The following is an 18,951-nucleotide window of genomic DNA, read 5'->3' on the forward strand; positions in this document are numbered from 1 at the left end:
ATGAACACTGAATGATTATTAGTATCAAGTTCCATAGCAATATCCTTTCTAAAATTAAGTACGACTGAACGTCTTTTATACTTATAATGTATCACAGCTGCACGTCTAAAACAACATCTATTATAAAAACTATAAAAGGAGCTAGATCCCTCCCTACGCTTCGCTTAGAGGAAGGGGATTGCGCTCCTATTTTTGTTCAACCCTATTCATAAGATCTTAAAGATAAAGATCTTACTATTTGGATGTTTACCAATGAAAATAGTGTAGATGCTGTCTATGGTTCATTAGGTGAAGCTAGATGGTCTATGGAATGTGATGAAAATGGAAATGTCCTTTCTATTTGGTGGAATGAAGGAACTTGTCATTTAATGGGCTATGACTACGATAAAGAATACTTTCAAACATTACCTCCATTTACCCATCTTCACGATAAGATTCAACAATTGAGATAAAAGAGGTATCTGGACGACCGCTATTATTTTTTACAACTTTTACAAACATAACATCACCATCCTATACTACAAATATATAATAAATATATTTAAATTAAAAGTAATAAGATTATATACCCTATACTACACAAAAAGAAATATTTGATACTATTATAAAAAAAGGATAAAAATAAAAAGACATGAACCTAAGATTATATCTTAAGTTCATGCCATTTGGAGATTAACTCTCCTTTTTATAATGTATTTTCTGATGGGTAAAAGGATGAATAAAACTAATTTCAACACTATCCAAATAAAACAATTGATCTTCATTTGACCCATAAAGAAGATCTCCCACTAAAGGGTGACCAATAGAAGCCATATGTACTCTAATTTGATGGGTTCTTCCCGTTACTAATTTGCATTCTACAAGTGTTTGATTATTTTTATGCATTAAAGATTTATAATACGTCTTAGCATACTTACCATGATCATCAACAATTCTTTTAATAGAATCATTACTTTTTAAAATAGGCCGCTCAATAACGCCTTCCCCTTCTAAAATTCCTTCAACTAAACAATGATAAACACGTTCTACTTGTTTAATATCTTTAGAAAGCAATGCATGAGCTTGTGATGTTTTAGCAACCAACATATATCCTGATGTTTCTTTATCTAAACGATTTACTAAATGAATTGTACTTTTTAAACCAATTTGTTGATAGTAATACATTAAAGCATGACATAAAGTATGGCTTTGATATCTTTTAGTAGGAATACAAGGCAGTTGGCTTTCTTTATCAATGATTATATAATAGTCATCTTCATAAATGATTTTTAAAGGAATATTTTCTGGTTGAATATTTGAGTTTTCTATTGGAAAAATAATTTCTAAACAGTCTCCTTTTTGAAGTAAACATCTTACTGTTTGACTTTTTCCATTGACTAAGAAATCACCTTCCCTTTTAATCCTTTTAATCATTGCTTGACTAATTGGTAATTCTTTCAAATAATCTCTTAATAAAATCGTTTGTTCAATTTGATAACTCATGAATTAATAAATGCCCTTCTTACTCTTTTAATAAAAGACATTTCTTTATATTCAATAAAACGAACATACTTACGCCCAATCGTAATCTCAATATTTTCAACATCCTCTAATTCTAAATGAATATGGTCGATCCCAATCAAAGAATGATTAAAATGATTTCCAACTAATTTAATTGTTTGACTTTCATCTAAAATCAAACTTGAACCTAAAGAACGATATGCATTATGATGAATTCCTGCAACTTCTGTAAGTTGCATCAAAGGAATACCTGGATAAATGATAGAACCACCTAAAGATTTATTATAAGCAGTCGATCCAGAAGGAGTTGAAACACATAAACCATTCCCTCTAAAAACTTCTAATAAAACATTACCAATATACACATGAATAACCTGTGCTTGTAACCCTTGATCTAATCTTAATTCATTTAAAGCATAATATGTTTGAAAAGAGTCTTTTTTATTAATTTTAATTTCTAACATATATCTTTTCATCGTCTTAAATTGTCTAGAAGCCACATCTTTTATAAATTGATCCACTTCATCAACTTGGTAATCTGTATAAAATCCTAAAGTTCCTGTATGTATACCTACAAAACAACAATCAACATTTAAATATTGATGTACAGCTTCTAAAATAGTTCCATCTCCTCCAATTGAAATAACAAGATCTGGATTTTTTTCATCATAAATAAAAAAGTTTTGTAAACTTTCTTTAATTTTCAAAGCTGTTTTTTTAGAAAGATCATCATTTCTAACCATTAATGCATATTTCATCTTTCTTCCCTCCATATAGATGTATTATAATATATCTAGAGCATTTAAGCAAAGAGGTATCATATGGAACATTTAGAAATTGAATTTAAAATGTTATTAAAAGAAAATATATTTAAAAAAATATTATCTGATTATAAAAATCAAATCAAAGACAGTTATCAACAAACCAATTATTATCTTTTTCATCCTCTATTGGAAAAGAAAAAATACTCACTCAGAATTAGAGAAAAAAAAGGTCATTACGAACTCACATTGAAAAGACCTTCAACTATTGGTCTGAATGAATTAAATATAGATATTAATAAAGAAATTAAAGATGCTATTTTTAATCATCAACATATCAATAATGAAATCTTTGATATTTTAGAAAAAGAAAATATTTATATCAAAGATTTAACATGTGGATATTATTTAAAAACAACACGTCATGATATTATTTTACCCGATGGTGTTTTATCCTTAGATGAAAATGAATATAACCATCATCATGATTATGAAATAGAATTTGAAGTGGAGGATTATGATCAAGGACTTCAAGCATTCAAAAAAATCATTCAACCTTATCATTTAGAATATAAACAAAACTGTTTAAGTAAAATCAAACGAATGTTAGAAACATTAAAAAACGAATAAGTCACATACTTATTCGTTTTATATTTCATAGCTTTCCATAAACACACTTAAAGAAACCGGCCTACCATAATAGAATCCTTGAATATAATCTGGCTTTAATAACATAATACGTTCAAGTTCTTCCTTTTCTTCTATTCCTTCAATACAAATCTTAACACCTACGCTATGAGCCATATCCACCATATGTTTTAGCAACATATTTTCATACTCATTTGAAAGTGCATTTTTCATCAATGTTCGATCTATTTTTATATAATCTGGTTTTAAATTATAAAGATAGTGGAAATTAGAATATCCTGTTCCAAAATCATCTAAAGCAAGTAAGATATTTTCTTTCTTTAAACCATTACAAAAATCAATAAAGTTTTTATTAGATTCAATAAAACCACTTTCTGTAAGTTCTATAACCAATTGATTATTTTCTATTTTATAATTTTTTATAATATTTAAAATATCATTTAATGCTGGTGTTTTTAACACTTGAACATAAGACATATTAATTTGTACTTTAATATTTGAAAACATACTTACAGCTTTTAATGCTTGATCTAAAACCCATCTACCTACAGGAATAATCAAATCACTTTCCTCTAATAATGGAATAAATTCTAGTGGTGAAATTTTACCAAATTCATCACATTCAAATCTAAGCAATGCTTCCATACTATGAATCTTTTCTGTTTTCATATCAATAATTGGCTGAAAATAAACTTCAAATCCTTTAAATTGTTGGTTAACTGCTTTATGTAATTCTTTTGTTAATTTATTTTTTCTTAAAAATTCTTGATAATCTTCCTGCTTAAAAATCGTATATGTATTTTTTCCATTTGTTTTCGATTGATTTAAAGCAAATTCTGTCCATTGCATAATAGAATTATAACTTTTATTAGGATAATCATGAAAATCTAGAATACCTGCAGAAATCGTTAAATAAATATCATAATTAATAGATTCTACATAACATGTAATACTTCTACGTATTGCATTATAAAGAGCTCTTGCATCTTCTTTACTGCCAACAACATCCATCACAATAAATTCATCAGCGACAATCCTATAAAGTTGTTGATTTTTAGTTAATAACTTTTTAATACAATTTCCAACTTGTTTTAAAACAACATCACCATATTTTACACCGAAATTTTCATTAATATTTTTAAAATCATCAATATCAATTCTTAAAATAAAACCCTGTGTAATATCTTCATTAATAGGATAAATAAAATTTTTAAAACTCATTTCTCCTAATAACCCACTATCATTATCAGCAACTTGTCTTTTACCAATTTCATTAATACAGCCAATAATATATTTAACATTCCCATCATAATCCTTAATCGATTTACTTCGACAATTGATCCAAATAGGAATACCGTCTTTTCCAATCCAACGATATTGTAAATCATGAAAATTTTTCTTTCCCGAAACCAACTGATTCATATCTGATAATAACATTTCTAGATCATCTTCATATACAAATTTTTTATGTGCTGGTAAAGAATCACTAAATTCATAGCTTGGAATATTAAATCTTTTCATAGCATGTGGTGAGATAAAATATATGTCTTTATCAAGATCCATTACAAATAAATAATCATCAATACATTGATCTAAAATAAGTATAATTTCTTTATACGTCTTTATAGCCTTTGCATCTAATCTATCCATAAATACCCCTTCTTTTTATACTAGTAATAATAATTATAACGATTTTTCTTTTTTAAAAAAGCATTTACAATTAATAAAATAATACCTACAAAGAAATAACTAGCTCCACATATATACATATATTTAATAGAAGTTAACTGAATTGTCATCGTAGAAGATGCCATTGCTGTTAATCCTAAAATTATCGTAAAAGAAATCAAGAATGTCATAATTCCACAAACCATATAACTTACTGATAAACATTTTGTAATCAATCTCTCTTGAACTGAAATTAAAATAAGATAAGCTGTAGAAATAACTAATAAAATAGCACTCACAATAATATGTGTAGAATTTTTAAAGCTATATACTTTCTTTACAATCTTATATGTTTCTCCAGATTGTTCCATCGTATTTTCTACTCGACTTAATACTTTATCTTGTAAACCTTGTAAATCCATTTGATTGATAGCTTGATCATAAAGTGTTGTAAACGTTTCTTCATTTATTGAAGGATTCAAAATAGAATATACCTCATTTTTTTTATCTTCTAAAACTTGCTTTAATAAAGTTTCATCTAGAGTAGATGATTGATTATTTAAAACAGTATCAATATATTCATTAACAAGTTCTTGCGTTTTTTCATCTTGTTGTAAAGAAGAAACAAGTGCTTGACTTTGGCTTTCATCCATATTCATCATACTTAAAACATTTTGACAAGTATCTTCTAAAGCATTTGTTACAGCTGTTGATTTAACAACTGTTGGTACCATATCATTAATAATCAAATGATTCATAAATAATGAAATTGCTAGATAAAAACATGAACAAATTAAAACAAGTGTCATTATAACTTTTAATATTTTTTTCATATTGTCTCCTAAAAAAGAATCCATCTATTGACTTGATTCCTTTTCTCTATCCCTTTCATATTCTTTTTTAAAATTCAAACAATCTTTATTGCTGAATTGTGGACAACGATCCATATCATGACATTCAGCTAACTTTCTAAGTTCTTTAGGAATAAAGACTCTTATTTCTTCAGAATTGTAACCAACTTGAAATCTTCTTTCATCAATCATAATTGGTCTTTTTAAAACTGATGGATTTTCCTGTATAAACTTAATTAAATCATTGATTTTCATTGAATCAATATCAATATCATTTTCTTTAATAATTTTGCTTCTTTTGGAAATAATATCATCCGTACCATTTTCACTACGTTCTAATAATTCTCGAAGTTCTGATTCTTTTAATAAAGTAGAAAAAATATTTTTTTCTACATAAGGTATTTGATTTTCATTTAACCAAGATTTTACTTTTCTACAAGAAGCACAACTTGGGGCGGTATATATACGTATCATACAATCACTCCTTTGTAAATAATTATACAACAATTTTAAACTTTGTATATCTTTTTTTAAATATCTTGATTTTTATAGATGAGCTCATTATAATGTTTTTAAAGACTTTGAAGGAACATAAGTAAATTATATTAAATGTTATAGAAAGCTTATGGTTGATGGAAATAAGCCATTGATATAATAGAAATTGGGGTTCTGGAGTTACAAAAGGCACGAGTCTTTTGTCGCTAATCGCGTTAAGATCAAGAGCGTATATTTTATACGAATTAAGGTGGTACCGCGTTTATAACGTCCTTTTTTAAGGACGTTTTTTATTTTAAGGAGGAAAATTTATGAAAAGAATGTTGAGTGGCATCAAGCCAACAGGAAGAGTAACTTTAGGAAATTATATAGGAGCTATTAAACCTTTTGTTTCTTATCAAGATGAATATGAAATGATTGTTTTTGTTGCTAACTTACACAGTATGACAATTTATCAAGAACCAAAGAATTTAAGAAAAAATACAAAAGATTTGATTTCTTTATATTTAGCAGCTGGATTAGATCCTAAAAAAGTCACATTATTTTTACAATCTGATGTTTTAGAACATGCTCAACTTGGTTGGTATTTAGGATGTATGGTGTCAATGGGTGAATTATCACGTATGACTCAATATAAAGATAAAGCAAGCAAACTTAAAAAAGATGAATCTATTGGAGCTGGTATTTTTAATTATCCTTCATTAATGAATGCTGATATTTTACTTTATGATCCAGATTATGTACCAGTTGGTGAAGATCAAAAACAACATTGTGAACTTGCTAGAGATATTGCTGAAAGATTTAATAATCGTTATAGTGAAACTTTCAAATTACCTGAACCACTTGTTCCAAAAGTAGGTGGACGTATTATGGACTTACAAAATCCTACAAAGAAAATGTCTAAATCTGATGAAACAGGTAAAGGATGTATTTATATTTTAGATGATATTAATGTTTCTAAAAAGAAAATCATGTCTGCTGTCACTGATAGTGATAACGCTATTTACTATGATGTTAAAAATAAACCTGGTATTTCAAACTTACTTACTATTTATTCTATTTTAAGTGGTGAATCTATTGATGCACTTGTAGAACGTTATCAAGGTGTTGGTTATGGTCAATTTAAAAAAGATCTAGCTGAAGTTGTAGGTAATGAATTACAAAAAATCCATGATAAATATAATGAAATCAATCAAGGTAACTATATCGATACAATTTTAAATGAAGGTGCTGATAAAGCACGTTATATGGCAAGAAAAAAACTTGCGAAAGTTGAAAGAAAAATAGGAATTACAATTAAGAAATAAGCATTGCTTATTTCTTTTTGTATTCCTTTTTAGTAAATTCATAGAATAGAATTTCATGTATAAATGTATAGCCCTTAGCTATTTTATTTTTTAAATGATTATATTTTTGGATACTTTGTGCATCTTCGATATTTAGCTGTCTACATAACATCAAAAAATCATCATAATTTTCCATATAAAGTTCATCAATTCTTTGTTCAATAAATTGCTTTTTTAACCTTTCCTCTCTTGTTAGACCATATTCTTTCATTTCTCCTTCATCATACATTTGATAATGAATATTAGACAGTTCTAAAGCAGCAATCTTTTTATTCATTTTATCACGATCACAAAAATCAAAAACACTTCGATAACAAAGCTTTCCTTGATCATCTGTTTCAATCGCTAAAGCATAATGACCATCTCCTATTGCAAATACTTTTTGACACAACTTTTGATCAAAAATGTGTAAACATCCATAAATAAAATCATGGAGTGTTTTTTGATCTACTTTAAAACATGAAAGTGTTGAAATGATTTCGATATCATCACCATTTGACCATTCATATGGCTCTAATAGTTCTTCATCTTCTTTAACCCAATTAACAATCATTTTCTTCCTCCTTTTTCTTTATTATATGTCATCTCCATTAAAAAAATGTTTTTGTATATTTTTATAATATTTTCATATATAATGGGTGACGAGGTGAAATTATGAGTTTAATTAAAGATATTATTGTCTATGCAATCTTAGGTGCTATTCAAGGTTTTAGTGAACCTATTCCTATTTCAAGTAGTGGACATTTAGTTTTATTCCAAAGTATTTTTGAAAAACTTGGTTTAATGGTTCCACAAATGAATGATGTTACTTTTGAAGTTATTGTTAATACTGGTTCACTCATTGCTATCATGTTTTATTATCGCCAAGATATTATTCGTCTAATCAAATCCTTTTTCGGGTATATTGCTAAACCTCAAGAAAGAGATGAGCTATTACCTGATTTTAGATTTTGTATGTTATTAATTGTTGCTACAATTCCTGCAGCAATTGGTGGTGTTCTTTTTAATGATTATATTGAACATGCTTTCTCTAATCCTAAATTAGTAGGTTGTTGTTTACTTTTAACTTCTTGTTTTTTAATGCTTATTCACAAATTTGGATATAAAGGAAAAAGAACAACAAAAAGCATGAATTTATGGGATGCATTAAGAATGGGATTTTTCCAATTACTTGCTTTACTTCCTGGGGTTTCTCGTAGTGGATCAACACTTACTGGTGGGATGCTTGGTGGTCTTGATCAAAAAGCAGCAAGAGATTTCTCTTTCTTTATGTTTATGCCTGTCAGCTTTGGAGCAATCATTTTAAAACTTAAACATTTTTTAACAAGTTCAACTGTCGCTGCATTATGGCTTCCTTATTTAATTAGTTTTATTATCAGTGGTGTTGTTACTTATTTAGCACTTAATTTATTGTTTAGTATTTTAAATAAAAGAAAATTGAATTATTTTTCTTACTATTGTTTTGTAGTAGGTATTATTGCAATTCTTTTCTTATAATATACAAAAAAGAGATTTCAAAAACGAAATCTCTTTTTTAATTATTTTTTAGCGATAACTTCTACTTCAATTAAAGCTCCTTTAGGAAGTTTAGCAACTTCTACAGCAGATCTTGCTGGATAAGGTTCTACAAAATATTCAGCATAAATACCATTTACTGTTGTAAAATCATCCATGTTATCTAAAAAGACAGTTGTTTTAACAACATTTGAAAATGATAATCCTTGGCTTTCTAATAATCCTTTCACATTTTTTAAAGCTTGATGAGCTTGTGCTTCGATTCCTTCTGGCATTTCACCTGTACTTGGTACTAGAGGAATTTGTCCTGAGAAAAAATACATATCCCCTACTTGTATTCCTTGACTATATGGACCAATAGCTCCTGGAGCTTGATCTGTTTTCACTACATTTTTCATTTTTTAATCCTCCTTGCCATATAATTATAACAAACTCTTCATATATTAAAATGATAAAGTTGTATTTTTTTTATGAAAAAGTATAATTATTGAAAAGGATGTGTTTTTATGAAATATGGATTAGTTTTATCAGGTGGCGGTTCTAAAGGAGCTTATGAATCAGGATGCATGAAAGCATTACAAGAATTAGGATATCATTTTGATATTGTTACTGGTACGTCTATTGGTGCTTTAAATGGGCTACTTGTAGCTCAAGAAGATTATCAAAAGCTTTATGAATTATGGGATACTTTATCATTAGAAAAGGTTTTAAAGCATCCTATTCAATTTGATTTTTCAATTGAAAATCTAATGAACAATTCTTCTAATATAGGTCCTTTTTTAAAGTCCTATCTTGATAAAAAAGGTGCTGATATTGAACCACTTGTTCAATTAATTAAAGGTCTTTATAATGGCAAAAAAGCGAAAAGTTCACCCATCAAATATGGTTTATGCACTGTTGCTTTTCCTTCTATGAAACCATTAGAAATCACAGTAGATGATATGAGCGAAGATAACATTGTAGAATATGCTATTGCTTCAGCCTCATGTTTTCCTGCATTTCCTATTCATTATATAGATAAGCAAGGATATATTGATGGCGGATATTATGATAATTTACCTATCTCTCTTGCTTTAAAAATGGGAGCACAAAAAATTATTGCAATTGAACTCAATCAAGAAGCGACCCATCCCTATTTATTACATCGTGAAAATATCACTTTTATTAGACCGTCTAAGCATTTAGGTGGCTTTCTTGATTTTAATCGAGAGCTATTGGATCAAAGAATACGCTTAGGTTATCTTGATACTTTAAAAACATTTAAAAAATTAAAAGGGCATCGTTTTGCTTTTTATCCTGAAGAAAATATTCAAGAAATAGCTTTATCTTTTCATAATCAAATTTTAAACTATGAAAATCAATACAATCATCATTTACTTACAATTTCAGATGAAACACCTATTCTTGATTTATTAAAAGAAAATACGTATTTAGATTACTTAAAATTAGAAGATTATTTTATCTTAGGTTTAGAACTTTATATGAGTGAACATGATTACGATGATTTAAAGGTTTATCATTTTAAAGATATTATTCAAGACATCAAAAATCAAATTAAACCTGATTTAAGAGAAATAGAAAGAATTGATTTTAAAAATATCGCCCAATCTTTTAAAGATCTCACAAATCATCAAATTCTTAAAAATTACTTATCTTATTTTATAAATAAAAAAGAAGAACATTTAAATTATGAAAATCTTTTCTTAAAAGAATTTGTCCTAGCGATGTTTATTACTTGTGTCTTAAGCTATGAAGTCTCATAGCTTTTTTGACATCCGTATTGTTTTTCTATAAACTAGTACTGATAGAAAGTTGGAATATTATGAAAAATATATTAAAAATCATTTTATGTGTTCTTGTTTGTTACATAGCAATCGGACTTGGCTGGATGACAAAAGACATCATTATTCATGAAAACGGTAAAGATGGAATTGCTATCTTAGGATACCATGGTGTCGTAAGTGAACAAGAAAAAAAAGAAAACTATGCATCAAATCCTTATTTTATGTCTATAAGTGAATTTGAAAAACAAATGAAATATTTAGCGGATAATAATTATCAATGTCTATCCATGGAAGATGTTGAAGCCTATTATCACAGAAAAAAAGAAGTATCTAAAAAAGCTGTATGTTTAACTTTTGATGATGGATATAAAAACTTTAACACTATTGTTAAACCTATTATAAAAAAATATAATTTGCAAGCTACAAACTTTGTCATTGGTTATAAAACCAAAACCAATAATCCACTTTACTTACAAACAAATGATTTGAAAAATGATCAATATGTTGAATACTACAGTCATTCTTATGATATGCACCATATTGGCCATTTACCCTATAAAAAGAAAATAGAAACCATGACAACAAATGAAATAAAAAAAGACTTTGAAAAAAACAAAGGCCTTGTTTCAACAGATTACTTTGCCTTTCCATATGGTGTCAGTTGTCAAAATGCACAAGATTATCTCAAATCGAGTTCTGTTAAACTAGCCTTTAGTTACAATCAAAATAGACATATGACATGCAATGATAAACAATACTTGCTTCCACGTTATCTTATGTTTTCTAATATGCCCTTCCCCCTATTTAAATGGTGGATAGAATAAAAGAACTATACGAATGAATCGTATAGCTCTTTTAATTGATAATTTTTAAAACATCTTCTTCACTATTGATGTTAAAGATATTTAATGCAAGAACATTTAATTTTTCTAACGATATATTTGTAAATTGTTTTTCTAAAGAACTTGATAAAGTCCCTAATTTCACTTTAAGCAGTTCTTTTAAAGTATTGAGTTTTTCTTCATCTCTCATTCTTTGAAATAATTGATCCATTGCCTTACACATATTGATTTCATTTCCTTCTGGTAAGTCTTCTCTTCTAATATTTGTATGCGTAAATGTCCCCGCCATCATGAAGCTTTCTGTTTCAATTTTACGATTTTCTCTCAATCCATCATAACTTCCTGCAAACATACTTTGACTAATTTCTACGACATCTCTTAATCTTCGATTCATAAGCTTTCTTGCATCCATTGTTTTAAGGTCGACAACAGGTAGTCTCCAATCATTGATATTAGGTTCCATCTCTGATGGTATACTTTTCAATGTTTCTGGCAAGTTCCATTCTTCATCTCCCGTATAGAACACAAAACTTCCTATTGGATAGACTTCTTTTTTACTTTCAACTTGATTGATATAAGTCGTCGCATCATAGTTGAGTATGCGAAAAATCATATTTTTATCAAAAGTGCTTTGGTGTTCAACTCCAATAATCACATAATCTCCATGAATACCTGCTTTTCTTACGACATCCCGATATCTTTTGATTTCTGTTGGATCATCTACATTTCCTATCAAGGTCAACAGATCATTTTATCTTCTTTTTTCCTTCTTTCAATGGACAAATAGTCCAAAAAAAGAAGTCCCTTAGGACTTCTTGAAATACCTTTGTCAAGTTTTATTTAATCACTCTTACATTAATAATTCCTTCAGCTGCTTCGATACGTTCAATAATATCTTGACGTACATCATCATTTGTATCAATTAATGTATAAGCATAATCCCCACGAGAACGGTTCACCATATTTTCTATATTTAAGTTGTGATCAGCAAATAATTTAGAAATACGTGCCAAGATATTTGGCATATTTTTATTGGTAATACATAGTCTTACTTTTGATTCTCTTGGTTGATTAACAGCTGGGAAATTCACAGAATTTTTAATATTTCCATTTTCTAAGAAATCTTTTAATTCTTGAACAGCCATTTTCGCACAGTTATCTTCACTTTCAGGAGTAGAAGCTCCTAAGTGAGGTAATACAATAATATTATCTTTTCCAATTAATTCTTGTGAAGCAAAATCAGTTATATATTTACTTAATTTACCTGATTCAACTGCTTCTAATAAATCCTCGTTTACAACTAAGTCCCCTCTAGCAAAGTTCAATAAACGTGCTCCGTCTTTCATTAATGCAAACTTTTCTTTATTTAACATACCCTTTGTATCTTTAGTACTTGGTACATGGACAGTAATGTAGTCACATGTTTTAAATATTTCATCCATATCTTTTGCTTGACGTACATGTTTTGATAAAGCCCAAGCAGAATTGACAGACATAAATGGATCATATCCATAAACTTCCATTCCTAGTTTATTAGCTGCATTTGCAACTAAAACTCCAATAGCACCTAAACCAATGACCCCTAATTTTTTACCTTCGATTTCAGGTCCTACAAAGTTTGATTTCCCTTTTTCTGCTGTCTTTCCTACATTTTCATCATCCTTTAAAGTATTGACCCATTCAATACTTTCAACGATCTTACGACTTGATAAAAATAAAGCACATAAAACAAGTTCTTTTACCGCATTCGCATTTGCCCCCGGTGTATTAAAAACAACAATTCCTTTTTCTGAACATTTTTCAACAGGAATGTTATTGACCCCCGCACCAGCTCTCGCAATCGCTTTAACATTTTTTGTAAATTCATATTCATGTAAAGATGCACTTCTAAGTAAAATAGCATCTTCATTTTCTAACGTTTCCCCATATTCATAATCTTCATTAAAATAATCCAATCCTACTGAAGATATTTTATTCATCAATTTAACCTTATACATACTTGACTCCTTATCGATTATTTTCTTCAAATTCTTTCATAAATGCGACAAGTTTTTCAACACCTTCATATGGCATTGCATTGTAAATAGAAGCACGAATTCCCCCTACAGAACGATGACCTTTTAAATTTGTCATGCCTGCTTCGATACTTTCTTTAACAAACTTCGCATCTAAATCTTTATTTGGTGTTGTAAAAGTCACATTCATAAGTGATCTATTTTCTTTATCACTATGTGCTTTATAGAAAGTCGATTGATCTAAATAGTCATAAACTAATTTAGCTTTCTTTTCATTTCTTTCTTTCATAACTTCTAATCCACCTAAAGAATCAATCCATTCAAGAACAAGTCCTAAAACATAAATTGCATAAGCTGGTGGTGTGTTATACATTGAATCATTTTTGATCATCAATTTATAATCTAATAAAACAGGTGTTGTTTTGGCAACATCTTGAAGTAAATCTTCACGAATAATTGCTACTCCTAATCCAGCAATTCCCATGTTCTTTTGAGCACCCGCATAAATCATCCCATATTTACTTACATCTACTGGTTTTGATAAAATATTAGATGACATATCCGCAATAATTGGTACCCCATTTGTTTCAGGTACATATTTCCATTCTGTTCCATAAATTGTGTTATTAGCACAGATGTGTAAATAAGATGCATCTTTAGATAAATCTAATTCATCTTGTGTTGGAATATGTTTAAAATCATTGCTACTACCATCATAAACAATATGAATATCCCCATATTTTTTTGCTTCTGTAGCTGCTTTTTTACTAAAAGCACCTGTAATCGCATAATCAGCTTTCCCATTCTTTAAAAGATTTAAAGGAACCATTGAAAATTGTTGAGTTGCTCCCCCTTGAATAAAAACAATTTTATAATTTTCAGGAACATTCATCACTTTCTTTAATAATCCTTTTGTTTTTTCAAAGATATCTAAGTAGGAAGAGGATCTATGACTCATCTCCATTACAGACATACCACTGCCTTCATAATTCAACATTTGTTTTGCTGCTTTTTCAAGTACAGTAACAGGCAACATTGAAGGACCTGCTGAGAAATTGTAAACTCTTTTTTCGGTCATATATAAAACCTTCCTTTCTTATTTGTATTGCTAACATTATATTGTATACAATTTTGTTTGTCTAGTGATATTGTATAAATTCATACAATTTATAATTTGTTATCAAATAGATAAAAAATTATAAATAAAAAGACAGATTACTCTGCCTTATATATATGCCAAACAAAAAGAATCATGCCAATCATTAAAGATACCATTGCCACAATCAAATAAGAATCAATACTTATAGATGAAATAGGAATATTTAACATCTTAATATAAAAAGATTTTGATATTTCAATTAATCCTATCATCATATAATCAATCAAGGCTTTTACTAAAAGAACTATTGAAAAAGCCAAAGAAAAACTTGATTTATTTAAATTATATAATCTAAAAAAACATAATAATATCCACAATAAAATAATTATTCTAAAAAATATTGATTGCAACGGTGTACAAAGGGAACATAATAAAAAACTTAATAATGGACTGCCAATCTTACACAAAGTACCGCCCAAACGAGACTACGGGCGGTATTTTTGTATCATGGCGGAGAAAGGAGGAACTTCCCACGGGGGCTTGACTGAAAAGTTGAGCCCCTTTTTTCATGCCCAAAAACAGGAGGTAAATGCTTATGGCAGATGATAAAACCACAAAAACGCCGGAACAGCCGGTAACGGATAGCGGGCCGGGCAAGGAAACGCCTCCCGCTCCCCCAAAAGAGCCGGAGAAGGTTTCCGTTTCCTCGGAGCCGGAAAAAAAGACGGAACCAGAGGTAAAGAACCCACAGGTTTCTGTCTATAACTTCGCTGAAATTATGAAGGAAAAGAAAGCCGAGAAACGGGCGGCAGCTCCCGGCGGAGAAAAGCCTGACCCGGCAAAAGCGGAGAAACCGGAAAAGCAGCCGGAGGCTCCGAAGAAAGCGGAGGAAAAACCCAAAGAGCCGGAACAGCCGAAGCGCCGGGGCCGTCCCCCGAAAGCAGATAAGGACAAGGCCGCAGCCCCGAAGTCCAAAGCCCCCGCACAGAAACCGGAAAAGACGGTCAAAAAGGAGCCGGAGAAAAAAACGGCTCCAACGGTGCAGACCGCTCCCACTCCGAAGGAACCTGAAAAGCCGCAGGATGCACCACGCCGGGGCAAGGAGCAGATCGTCTATATCAAGCTGAATGAACTCCACGCCTTCAAGAACCATCCCTTTGAGGTTCGGGATGATGAAGAAATGCGGGCTATGGTGTCCAGCGTCAAGGACAAGGGCGTTACCCAGCCCGCTATCGTCCGTCCCCGTGAGGATGGCGGCTATGAGATCGTGTCCGGCCACCGCCGCCAGAAAGCCAGTGAGCTTGCCGGATATGCGGATATGCCCTGTATCGTCCGAAACCTGACAGACGATGAAGCCATCACCCAGATGGTCGAGGACAATCTGAACCAGCGTGAAGAAATCCTCCCCAGTGAGCGGGCCAAAGCCTTAAAAATGCAGCTTGAAGCTATCAAGCACCAGGGCTCCCGCACTTCGGGCCAGATTGACCCGAAGGACGCAGGTAAACGCTCCAACGAGATCGTGGCCGAGCGCAATAAGATGGCGGTCAAGCAGGTGCAGCGGTATATCCGTCTCAATGAGCTGGTTCCAGACCTGATGAAGCTGATGGATGAAAAAAAGCTGGGTTTTACTACGGCGGTGGAGCTTTCCTATATCGGCAAGAAGAACCAGAACTATATCGCCGTCGCCATTGACAGCCAGCAGTCCTCGCCTTCACAGGCGCAGGCAAAGCGTATGCGTGAGTTGGACGAAAAGAAGCTGCTCAACGGGGATGTGATCGACGGCATTATGATGGAGGACAAAAAGGAGGTAGACAAAGTGATTTTGACAGGTGCGGAACTGAGCAAGTATTTCGGCAAGGAAACTACGCCGAGGGAAATGAAGGACCAGATTATCAAGCTGCTGGACGACTGGAAAGGCCAGCAGAAGGAACACGAAAAGCCGGAGAAGAAAAACGAACAGGAAAAGTAAGCCGAAACTTCGGGTCAACATGGCCCGAGGATTGCGGGGCTCTGCCCCGCGCCCCGAAGCTCTGGAGATATAAATGATTCCCCGTCGCCAGTTATTCCGTAGCATAGCCGGGAAAATCAGTCAAGGGCAGCGCCGCCGCAGGCGGTGCCAGAGGCACCCTTGACGGATTTCTCCCGGTTATGCTTTTTCCCGATCAAGCGACGGGGATATAAATTCTCCAGAGCCGTTCCCCTTCCCGGGGGAAGGGGCGGAGGGGTTGGGCGATACCTTGCTTTTCCCTAAACCAAAATAGAAATGGAGGTTCAACCAATGAAACGACCTTTAGCATACCTGACCGCCGCATGGAGCGGCGAGCCGGATGTTGATATGGAGCTGGCGGCCCACTACTGCCGCCTTGCTTATGAGGCGGGCTTTTCCCCGATCTGCCCGCTCTTGTATCTGCCGCTGTTTTTGAATGACAGCGTTCCCGAGGAACATAAGGCCGGGATCGATATGCGCCGGGATATGCTGCGGCGCTCCCACACCCTGATCGTCTGCGGCAGCGTTGTGGACGAGGATGTGAAAAACGATATTGCGGTTGCCGGGCGGCTGGGCATTGCGGCGACCACACTGGAAGGGGTGCTTGCCGTAAATGGACACGGCACCCCGGGCCATGCCGGATATTAAGCTGGGAAGCCTTTTCGACGGGATTGGCGTGTTCCCTCTGGCCGCCTCCCGGTGCGGTATCCGTCCGGTATGGGCCAGCGAGATTGAAAAAGCACCCATCTCCATAACCAAAAGGCACTTTCCCGATATGGCGCATTTGGGGGATATTACGAAGGTGGACGGCGGGAAAATCCCGCCGGTCCATGTGATAACCTTCGGCTCTCCCTGTCAGAACCTTTCTCTGATCGGCAACCGCTCCGGCCTTGCTGGGGCAAAATCAAGCCTGTTCTATCAGGCGTTTCGTATCATACAGGAAATGAGGGATGCTACTGATAACCTATATCCAGCTATCGCTGTTTGGGAAAACGTCATGGGAGCGTTTTCTACAAATGACCGGATGGACTTTAGAGCCGTCCTATCCGCCTTCTCGGACACCGAAGTTCCAATGCCTCCTTCGGGAAGATGGGGAAACGCCGGAATGGTGCGAGGGGGAACGCCTGATGTGTGCTGGCGGCTCATGGACGCCCAGTATTGGGCAGGCTCCCGAAGGCTGGCACGAAGGCAGCGGATTTTCGTCGTGGCGGATTTTGGAGGCAGACGTGCCGCAGACATACTATTTAAGCCCCGTCCAATGCTCCCACTTCCTCCGCCTTGCGGAGAGGGCGGGTGGGCCGCCGCCGAAGGAGATCGAACAGCTTCTTTTGAAACAGGGCGGCAGATACCAGTCATCCACCCCTTTCAGTGCTTCCGTATGCGGGGAGCAGCAAAAAGGCAGGAAGAAACGGCCTTCCGAAACAGCTTCGGATTACCAACTGACCCTTTTCCCACTCTTTTAGCCAGTGACGTGACGCCCTTCGCCTTCTGGTATGAGGGCGACCCGGAGGGCGGCTGTATCCGTTTTCTGACGGAAACGGAAAGCGAACGGCTGATGGGGCTGCCAGAGGGCTGGACAAAGTACGGGGCGGACGGCGTGGAGATCCGGCCTCTGCAACGCTACAAGGCGCTGGGGAACGCGATTGCCCTCCCTTGCGCCGATTACATTATGGCCGGGATCTATGAGGTGCTGGCTGACCGGGCCGGAAAGGAGGAATGAGCCCATGTTTGAAGCCTATATAACCAATACAGCCCTATACCCCTTAATGGGGATTGAGGTAGGGACAACGGTACATTTCCCCATGACGACACAGGAGTTGCAGGCCGCCCTTGCCAAAATCGGGATAGACGGGAAACGGTACAGCGAAGTGTTCTTTACCAGCTTTGACAGCGATGTGCTGGGGCTCTACGATCATCTCTACGAATGTGAGAACATCGACGAGCTGAATGAGCTGGGCCACGCTCTGCTGGAAGTACGGGATAAGGGCGGACTGGAAACCTTTGAAGCCGCTCTTGTCTTGGGAAACCACACAAGGAGCGTGAAAGATTTGATAAACCTGACGCAGAACCTTGACCTGTACCGCTTTTACCCGGATATTTCCGATGATGAAGGGCTGGGCCGTCTTTACGCCGACGAGCTGGGGACCATCGAGATACCGGAGCACATTCAGAACTACTTCGATTATGAAGCATACGGGCGGGATGTGCGTATCAACGAGGGCGGCGTATTCGCTCCCGGTGGGTATGTGTCGGCAGTCCCGGAGGGCTTCAAGGAGTATTACCACGGGTCGCAGGACATTCCGCCGGAACACCGGATATTTACCTATCCTGAAAAGGCCGAGCCTGTCCACTCCATTCTCGCTGCACTCAAACGGTTTCAAGAAGCCCCGCCCGCTCCGAAAAAGGACAAGGCGGGGCCTTCCCATGAAGAACGGTAAGA

General features: G+C 34.0%; 21 protein-coding genes and 1 other annotated feature. Of the genes, 10 read left to right on the plus strand and 11 right to left on the minus strand.

The features are described 5' to 3' along the window. Positions 1-242 precede the first annotated feature (242 nt). Positions 243-452 carry a hypothetical protein gene (locus HUU89_RS10900; protein WP_175301762.1) on the plus strand — a complete coding sequence of 70 codons (210 nt, stop codon included), beginning with the start codon at positions 243-245 and terminating at the stop codon, positions 450-452. A gap of 220 nt (positions 453-672) precedes the next feature. On the opposite strand, the gene HUU89_RS10905 is transcribed toward HUU89_RS10900, so the two are convergent. Further along, positions 673-1,482, minus strand: coding sequence for an RluA family pseudouridine synthase (locus tag HUU89_RS10905; RefSeq protein WP_175301763.1), 810 nt, complete (start codon positions 1,480-1,482; stop codon positions 673-675). After that, positions 1,479-2,258: an NAD kinase gene (locus HUU89_RS10910; RefSeq protein ID WP_175301764.1), complete on the minus strand. Its 780-nt coding sequence runs from the start codon at positions 2,256-2,258 to the stop codon at positions 1,479-1,481. Before HUU89_RS10910 ends, HUU89_RS10905 begins: the two co-directional genes overlap by 4 nt. 63 nt (positions 2,259-2,321) lie before the next feature. Between HUU89_RS10910 and HUU89_RS10915 the strand changes: the two genes are divergently transcribed. Beyond that, complete coding sequence (locus HUU89_RS10915; protein WP_175301765.1) at positions 2,322-2,891, plus strand: CYTH domain-containing protein; 570 nt, start codon at positions 2,322-2,324, stop codon at positions 2,889-2,891. An 18-nt stretch (positions 2,892-2,909) separates the two neighbouring features. On the opposite strand, the gene HUU89_RS10920 is transcribed toward HUU89_RS10915, so the two are convergent. From HUU89_RS10920 to spx, 3 genes are read right to left on the minus strand one after another with little or no spacing between them, the layout of a single operon-like run. Further along, positions 2,910-4,559, minus strand: coding sequence for a GGDEF and EAL domain-containing protein (locus HUU89_RS10920; RefSeq protein ID WP_175301766.1), 1,650 nt, complete (start codon positions 4,557-4,559; stop codon positions 2,910-2,912). Positions 4,560-4,579: 20 nt separating this feature from the next. Continuing rightward, positions 4,580-5,410 (minus strand): hypothetical protein, encoded by an 831-nt coding sequence (locus HUU89_RS10925; protein ID WP_175301767.1) that lies wholly within the window; start codon positions 5,408-5,410, stop codon positions 4,580-4,582. 24 nt (positions 5,411-5,434) lie between these two features. Continuing rightward, complete coding sequence (gene spx / locus HUU89_RS10930; protein WP_119362779.1) at positions 5,435-5,902, minus strand: transcriptional regulator Spx; 468 nt, start codon at positions 5,900-5,902, stop codon at positions 5,435-5,437. A 98-nt stretch (positions 5,903-6,000) separates the two neighbouring features. After that, positions 6,001-6,201, plus strand: a binding site (T-box leader). 33 nt (positions 6,202-6,234) lie between these two features. Between spx and trpS the strand changes: the two genes are divergently transcribed. After that, entirely contained in the window at positions 6,235-7,230 is a 996-nt protein-coding gene (trpS, locus tag HUU89_RS10935) for a tryptophan--tRNA ligase (protein WP_032089490.1), read from the plus strand. A 7-nt stretch (positions 7,231-7,237) separates the two neighbouring features. Here the strand turns inward: trpS and HUU89_RS10940 are convergent, their stop codons facing one another. Beyond that, the gene (locus tag HUU89_RS10940; RefSeq protein ID WP_032089489.1) at positions 7,238-7,822 is read right to left on the minus strand and encodes a hypothetical protein; all 585 of its coding nucleotides are present in this window, start codon (positions 7,820-7,822) and stop codon (positions 7,238-7,240) included. 101 nt (positions 7,823-7,923) lie between these two features. On the opposite strand from HUU89_RS10940, the gene HUU89_RS10945 reads away from it, so the two are divergent. Continuing rightward, the gene (locus tag HUU89_RS10945) at positions 7,924-8,766 is read left to right on the plus strand and encodes an undecaprenyl-diphosphate phosphatase (protein ID WP_175301768.1); all 843 of its coding nucleotides are present in this window, start codon (positions 7,924-7,926) and stop codon (positions 8,764-8,766) included. A gap of 41 nt (positions 8,767-8,807) precedes the next feature. Here the strand turns inward: HUU89_RS10945 and HUU89_RS10950 are convergent, their stop codons facing one another. After that, positions 8,808-9,182 (minus strand): RidA family protein, encoded by a 375-nt coding sequence (locus HUU89_RS10950; RefSeq protein WP_106988708.1) that lies wholly within the window; start codon positions 9,180-9,182, stop codon positions 8,808-8,810. 108 nt (positions 9,183-9,290) lie between these two features. Between HUU89_RS10950 and HUU89_RS10955 the strand changes: the two genes are divergently transcribed. Both HUU89_RS10955 and HUU89_RS10960 read left to right on the plus strand, forming a co-directional pair. Beyond that, a complete protein-coding gene (locus HUU89_RS10955; protein WP_117480808.1) occupies positions 9,291-10,547 on the plus strand; it encodes a patatin-like phospholipase family protein in 1,257 nt (418 codons plus the stop codon). 59 nt (positions 10,548-10,606) lie between these two features. Beyond that, the gene (locus HUU89_RS10960; RefSeq protein WP_175301769.1) at positions 10,607-11,392 is read left to right on the plus strand and encodes a polysaccharide deacetylase family protein; all 786 of its coding nucleotides are present in this window, start codon (positions 10,607-10,609) and stop codon (positions 11,390-11,392) included. Positions 11,393-11,423: 31 nt separating this feature from the next. Here HUU89_RS10960 and HUU89_RS10965 read toward each other — a convergent pair whose 3' ends face one another. The 4 genes from HUU89_RS10965 to HUU89_RS10980 all read right to left on the minus strand — a co-directional run bounded on the left by HUU89_RS10965 (position 11,424) and on the right by HUU89_RS10980 (position 14,844). Beyond that, positions 11,424-12,146, minus strand: coding sequence for an Rpn family recombination-promoting nuclease/putative transposase (locus HUU89_RS10965; protein WP_175301770.1), 723 nt, complete (start codon positions 12,144-12,146; stop codon positions 11,424-11,426). A gap of 100 nt (positions 12,147-12,246) precedes the next feature. After that, on the minus strand, positions 12,247-13,407 hold the full coding sequence (locus HUU89_RS10970; RefSeq protein ID WP_117575490.1) for a phosphoglycerate dehydrogenase: 1,161 nt from the start codon (positions 13,405-13,407) through the stop codon (positions 12,247-12,249). Positions 13,408-13,417: 10 nt separating this feature from the next. Further along, positions 13,418-14,503, minus strand: a complete 1,086-nt coding sequence (serC, locus tag HUU89_RS10975; protein WP_175301771.1) for a 3-phosphoserine/phosphohydroxythreonine transaminase — start codon at positions 14,501-14,503, stop codon at positions 13,418-13,420. Positions 14,504-14,640: 137 nt separating this feature from the next. Further along, complete coding sequence (locus tag HUU89_RS10980; protein ID WP_175301772.1) at positions 14,641-14,844, minus strand: hypothetical protein; 204 nt, start codon at positions 14,842-14,844, stop codon at positions 14,641-14,643. Between the two features lie 275 nt (positions 14,845-15,119). Here HUU89_RS10980 and HUU89_RS10985 point away from each other — a divergent pair, with 275 nt between their 5' ends. The 4 genes from HUU89_RS10985 to HUU89_RS11000 all read left to right on the plus strand — a co-directional run bounded on the left by HUU89_RS10985 (position 15,120) and on the right by HUU89_RS11000 (position 18,949). Next, entirely contained in the window at positions 15,120-16,493 is a 1,374-nt protein-coding gene (locus HUU89_RS10985) for a ParB/RepB/Spo0J family partition protein (RefSeq protein WP_217498477.1), read from the plus strand. 309 nt (positions 16,494-16,802) lie between these two features. After that, on the plus strand, positions 16,803-17,159 hold the full coding sequence (locus HUU89_RS10990) for a hypothetical protein (RefSeq protein WP_175301774.1): 357 nt from the start codon (positions 16,803-16,805) through the stop codon (positions 17,157-17,159). Beyond that, positions 17,146-18,231: a DNA cytosine methyltransferase gene (locus HUU89_RS10995; RefSeq protein WP_118440832.1), complete on the plus strand. Its 1,086-nt coding sequence runs from the start codon at positions 17,146-17,148 to the stop codon at positions 18,229-18,231. Before HUU89_RS10990 ends, HUU89_RS10995 begins: the two co-directional genes overlap by 14 nt. A gap of 4 nt (positions 18,232-18,235) precedes the next feature. Further along, on the plus strand, positions 18,236-18,949 hold the full coding sequence (locus tag HUU89_RS11000; RefSeq protein ID WP_156684938.1) for an antirestriction protein ArdA: 714 nt from the start codon (positions 18,236-18,238) through the stop codon (positions 18,947-18,949). Positions 18,950-18,951 lie beyond the last annotated feature (2 nt).

Source organism: Faecalibacillus sp. H12, assembly GCF_013361255.1.
GTDB lineage: Bacteria > Bacillota_I > Bacilli_A > Erysipelotrichales > Coprobacillaceae > Faecalibacillus > Faecalibacillus intestinalis.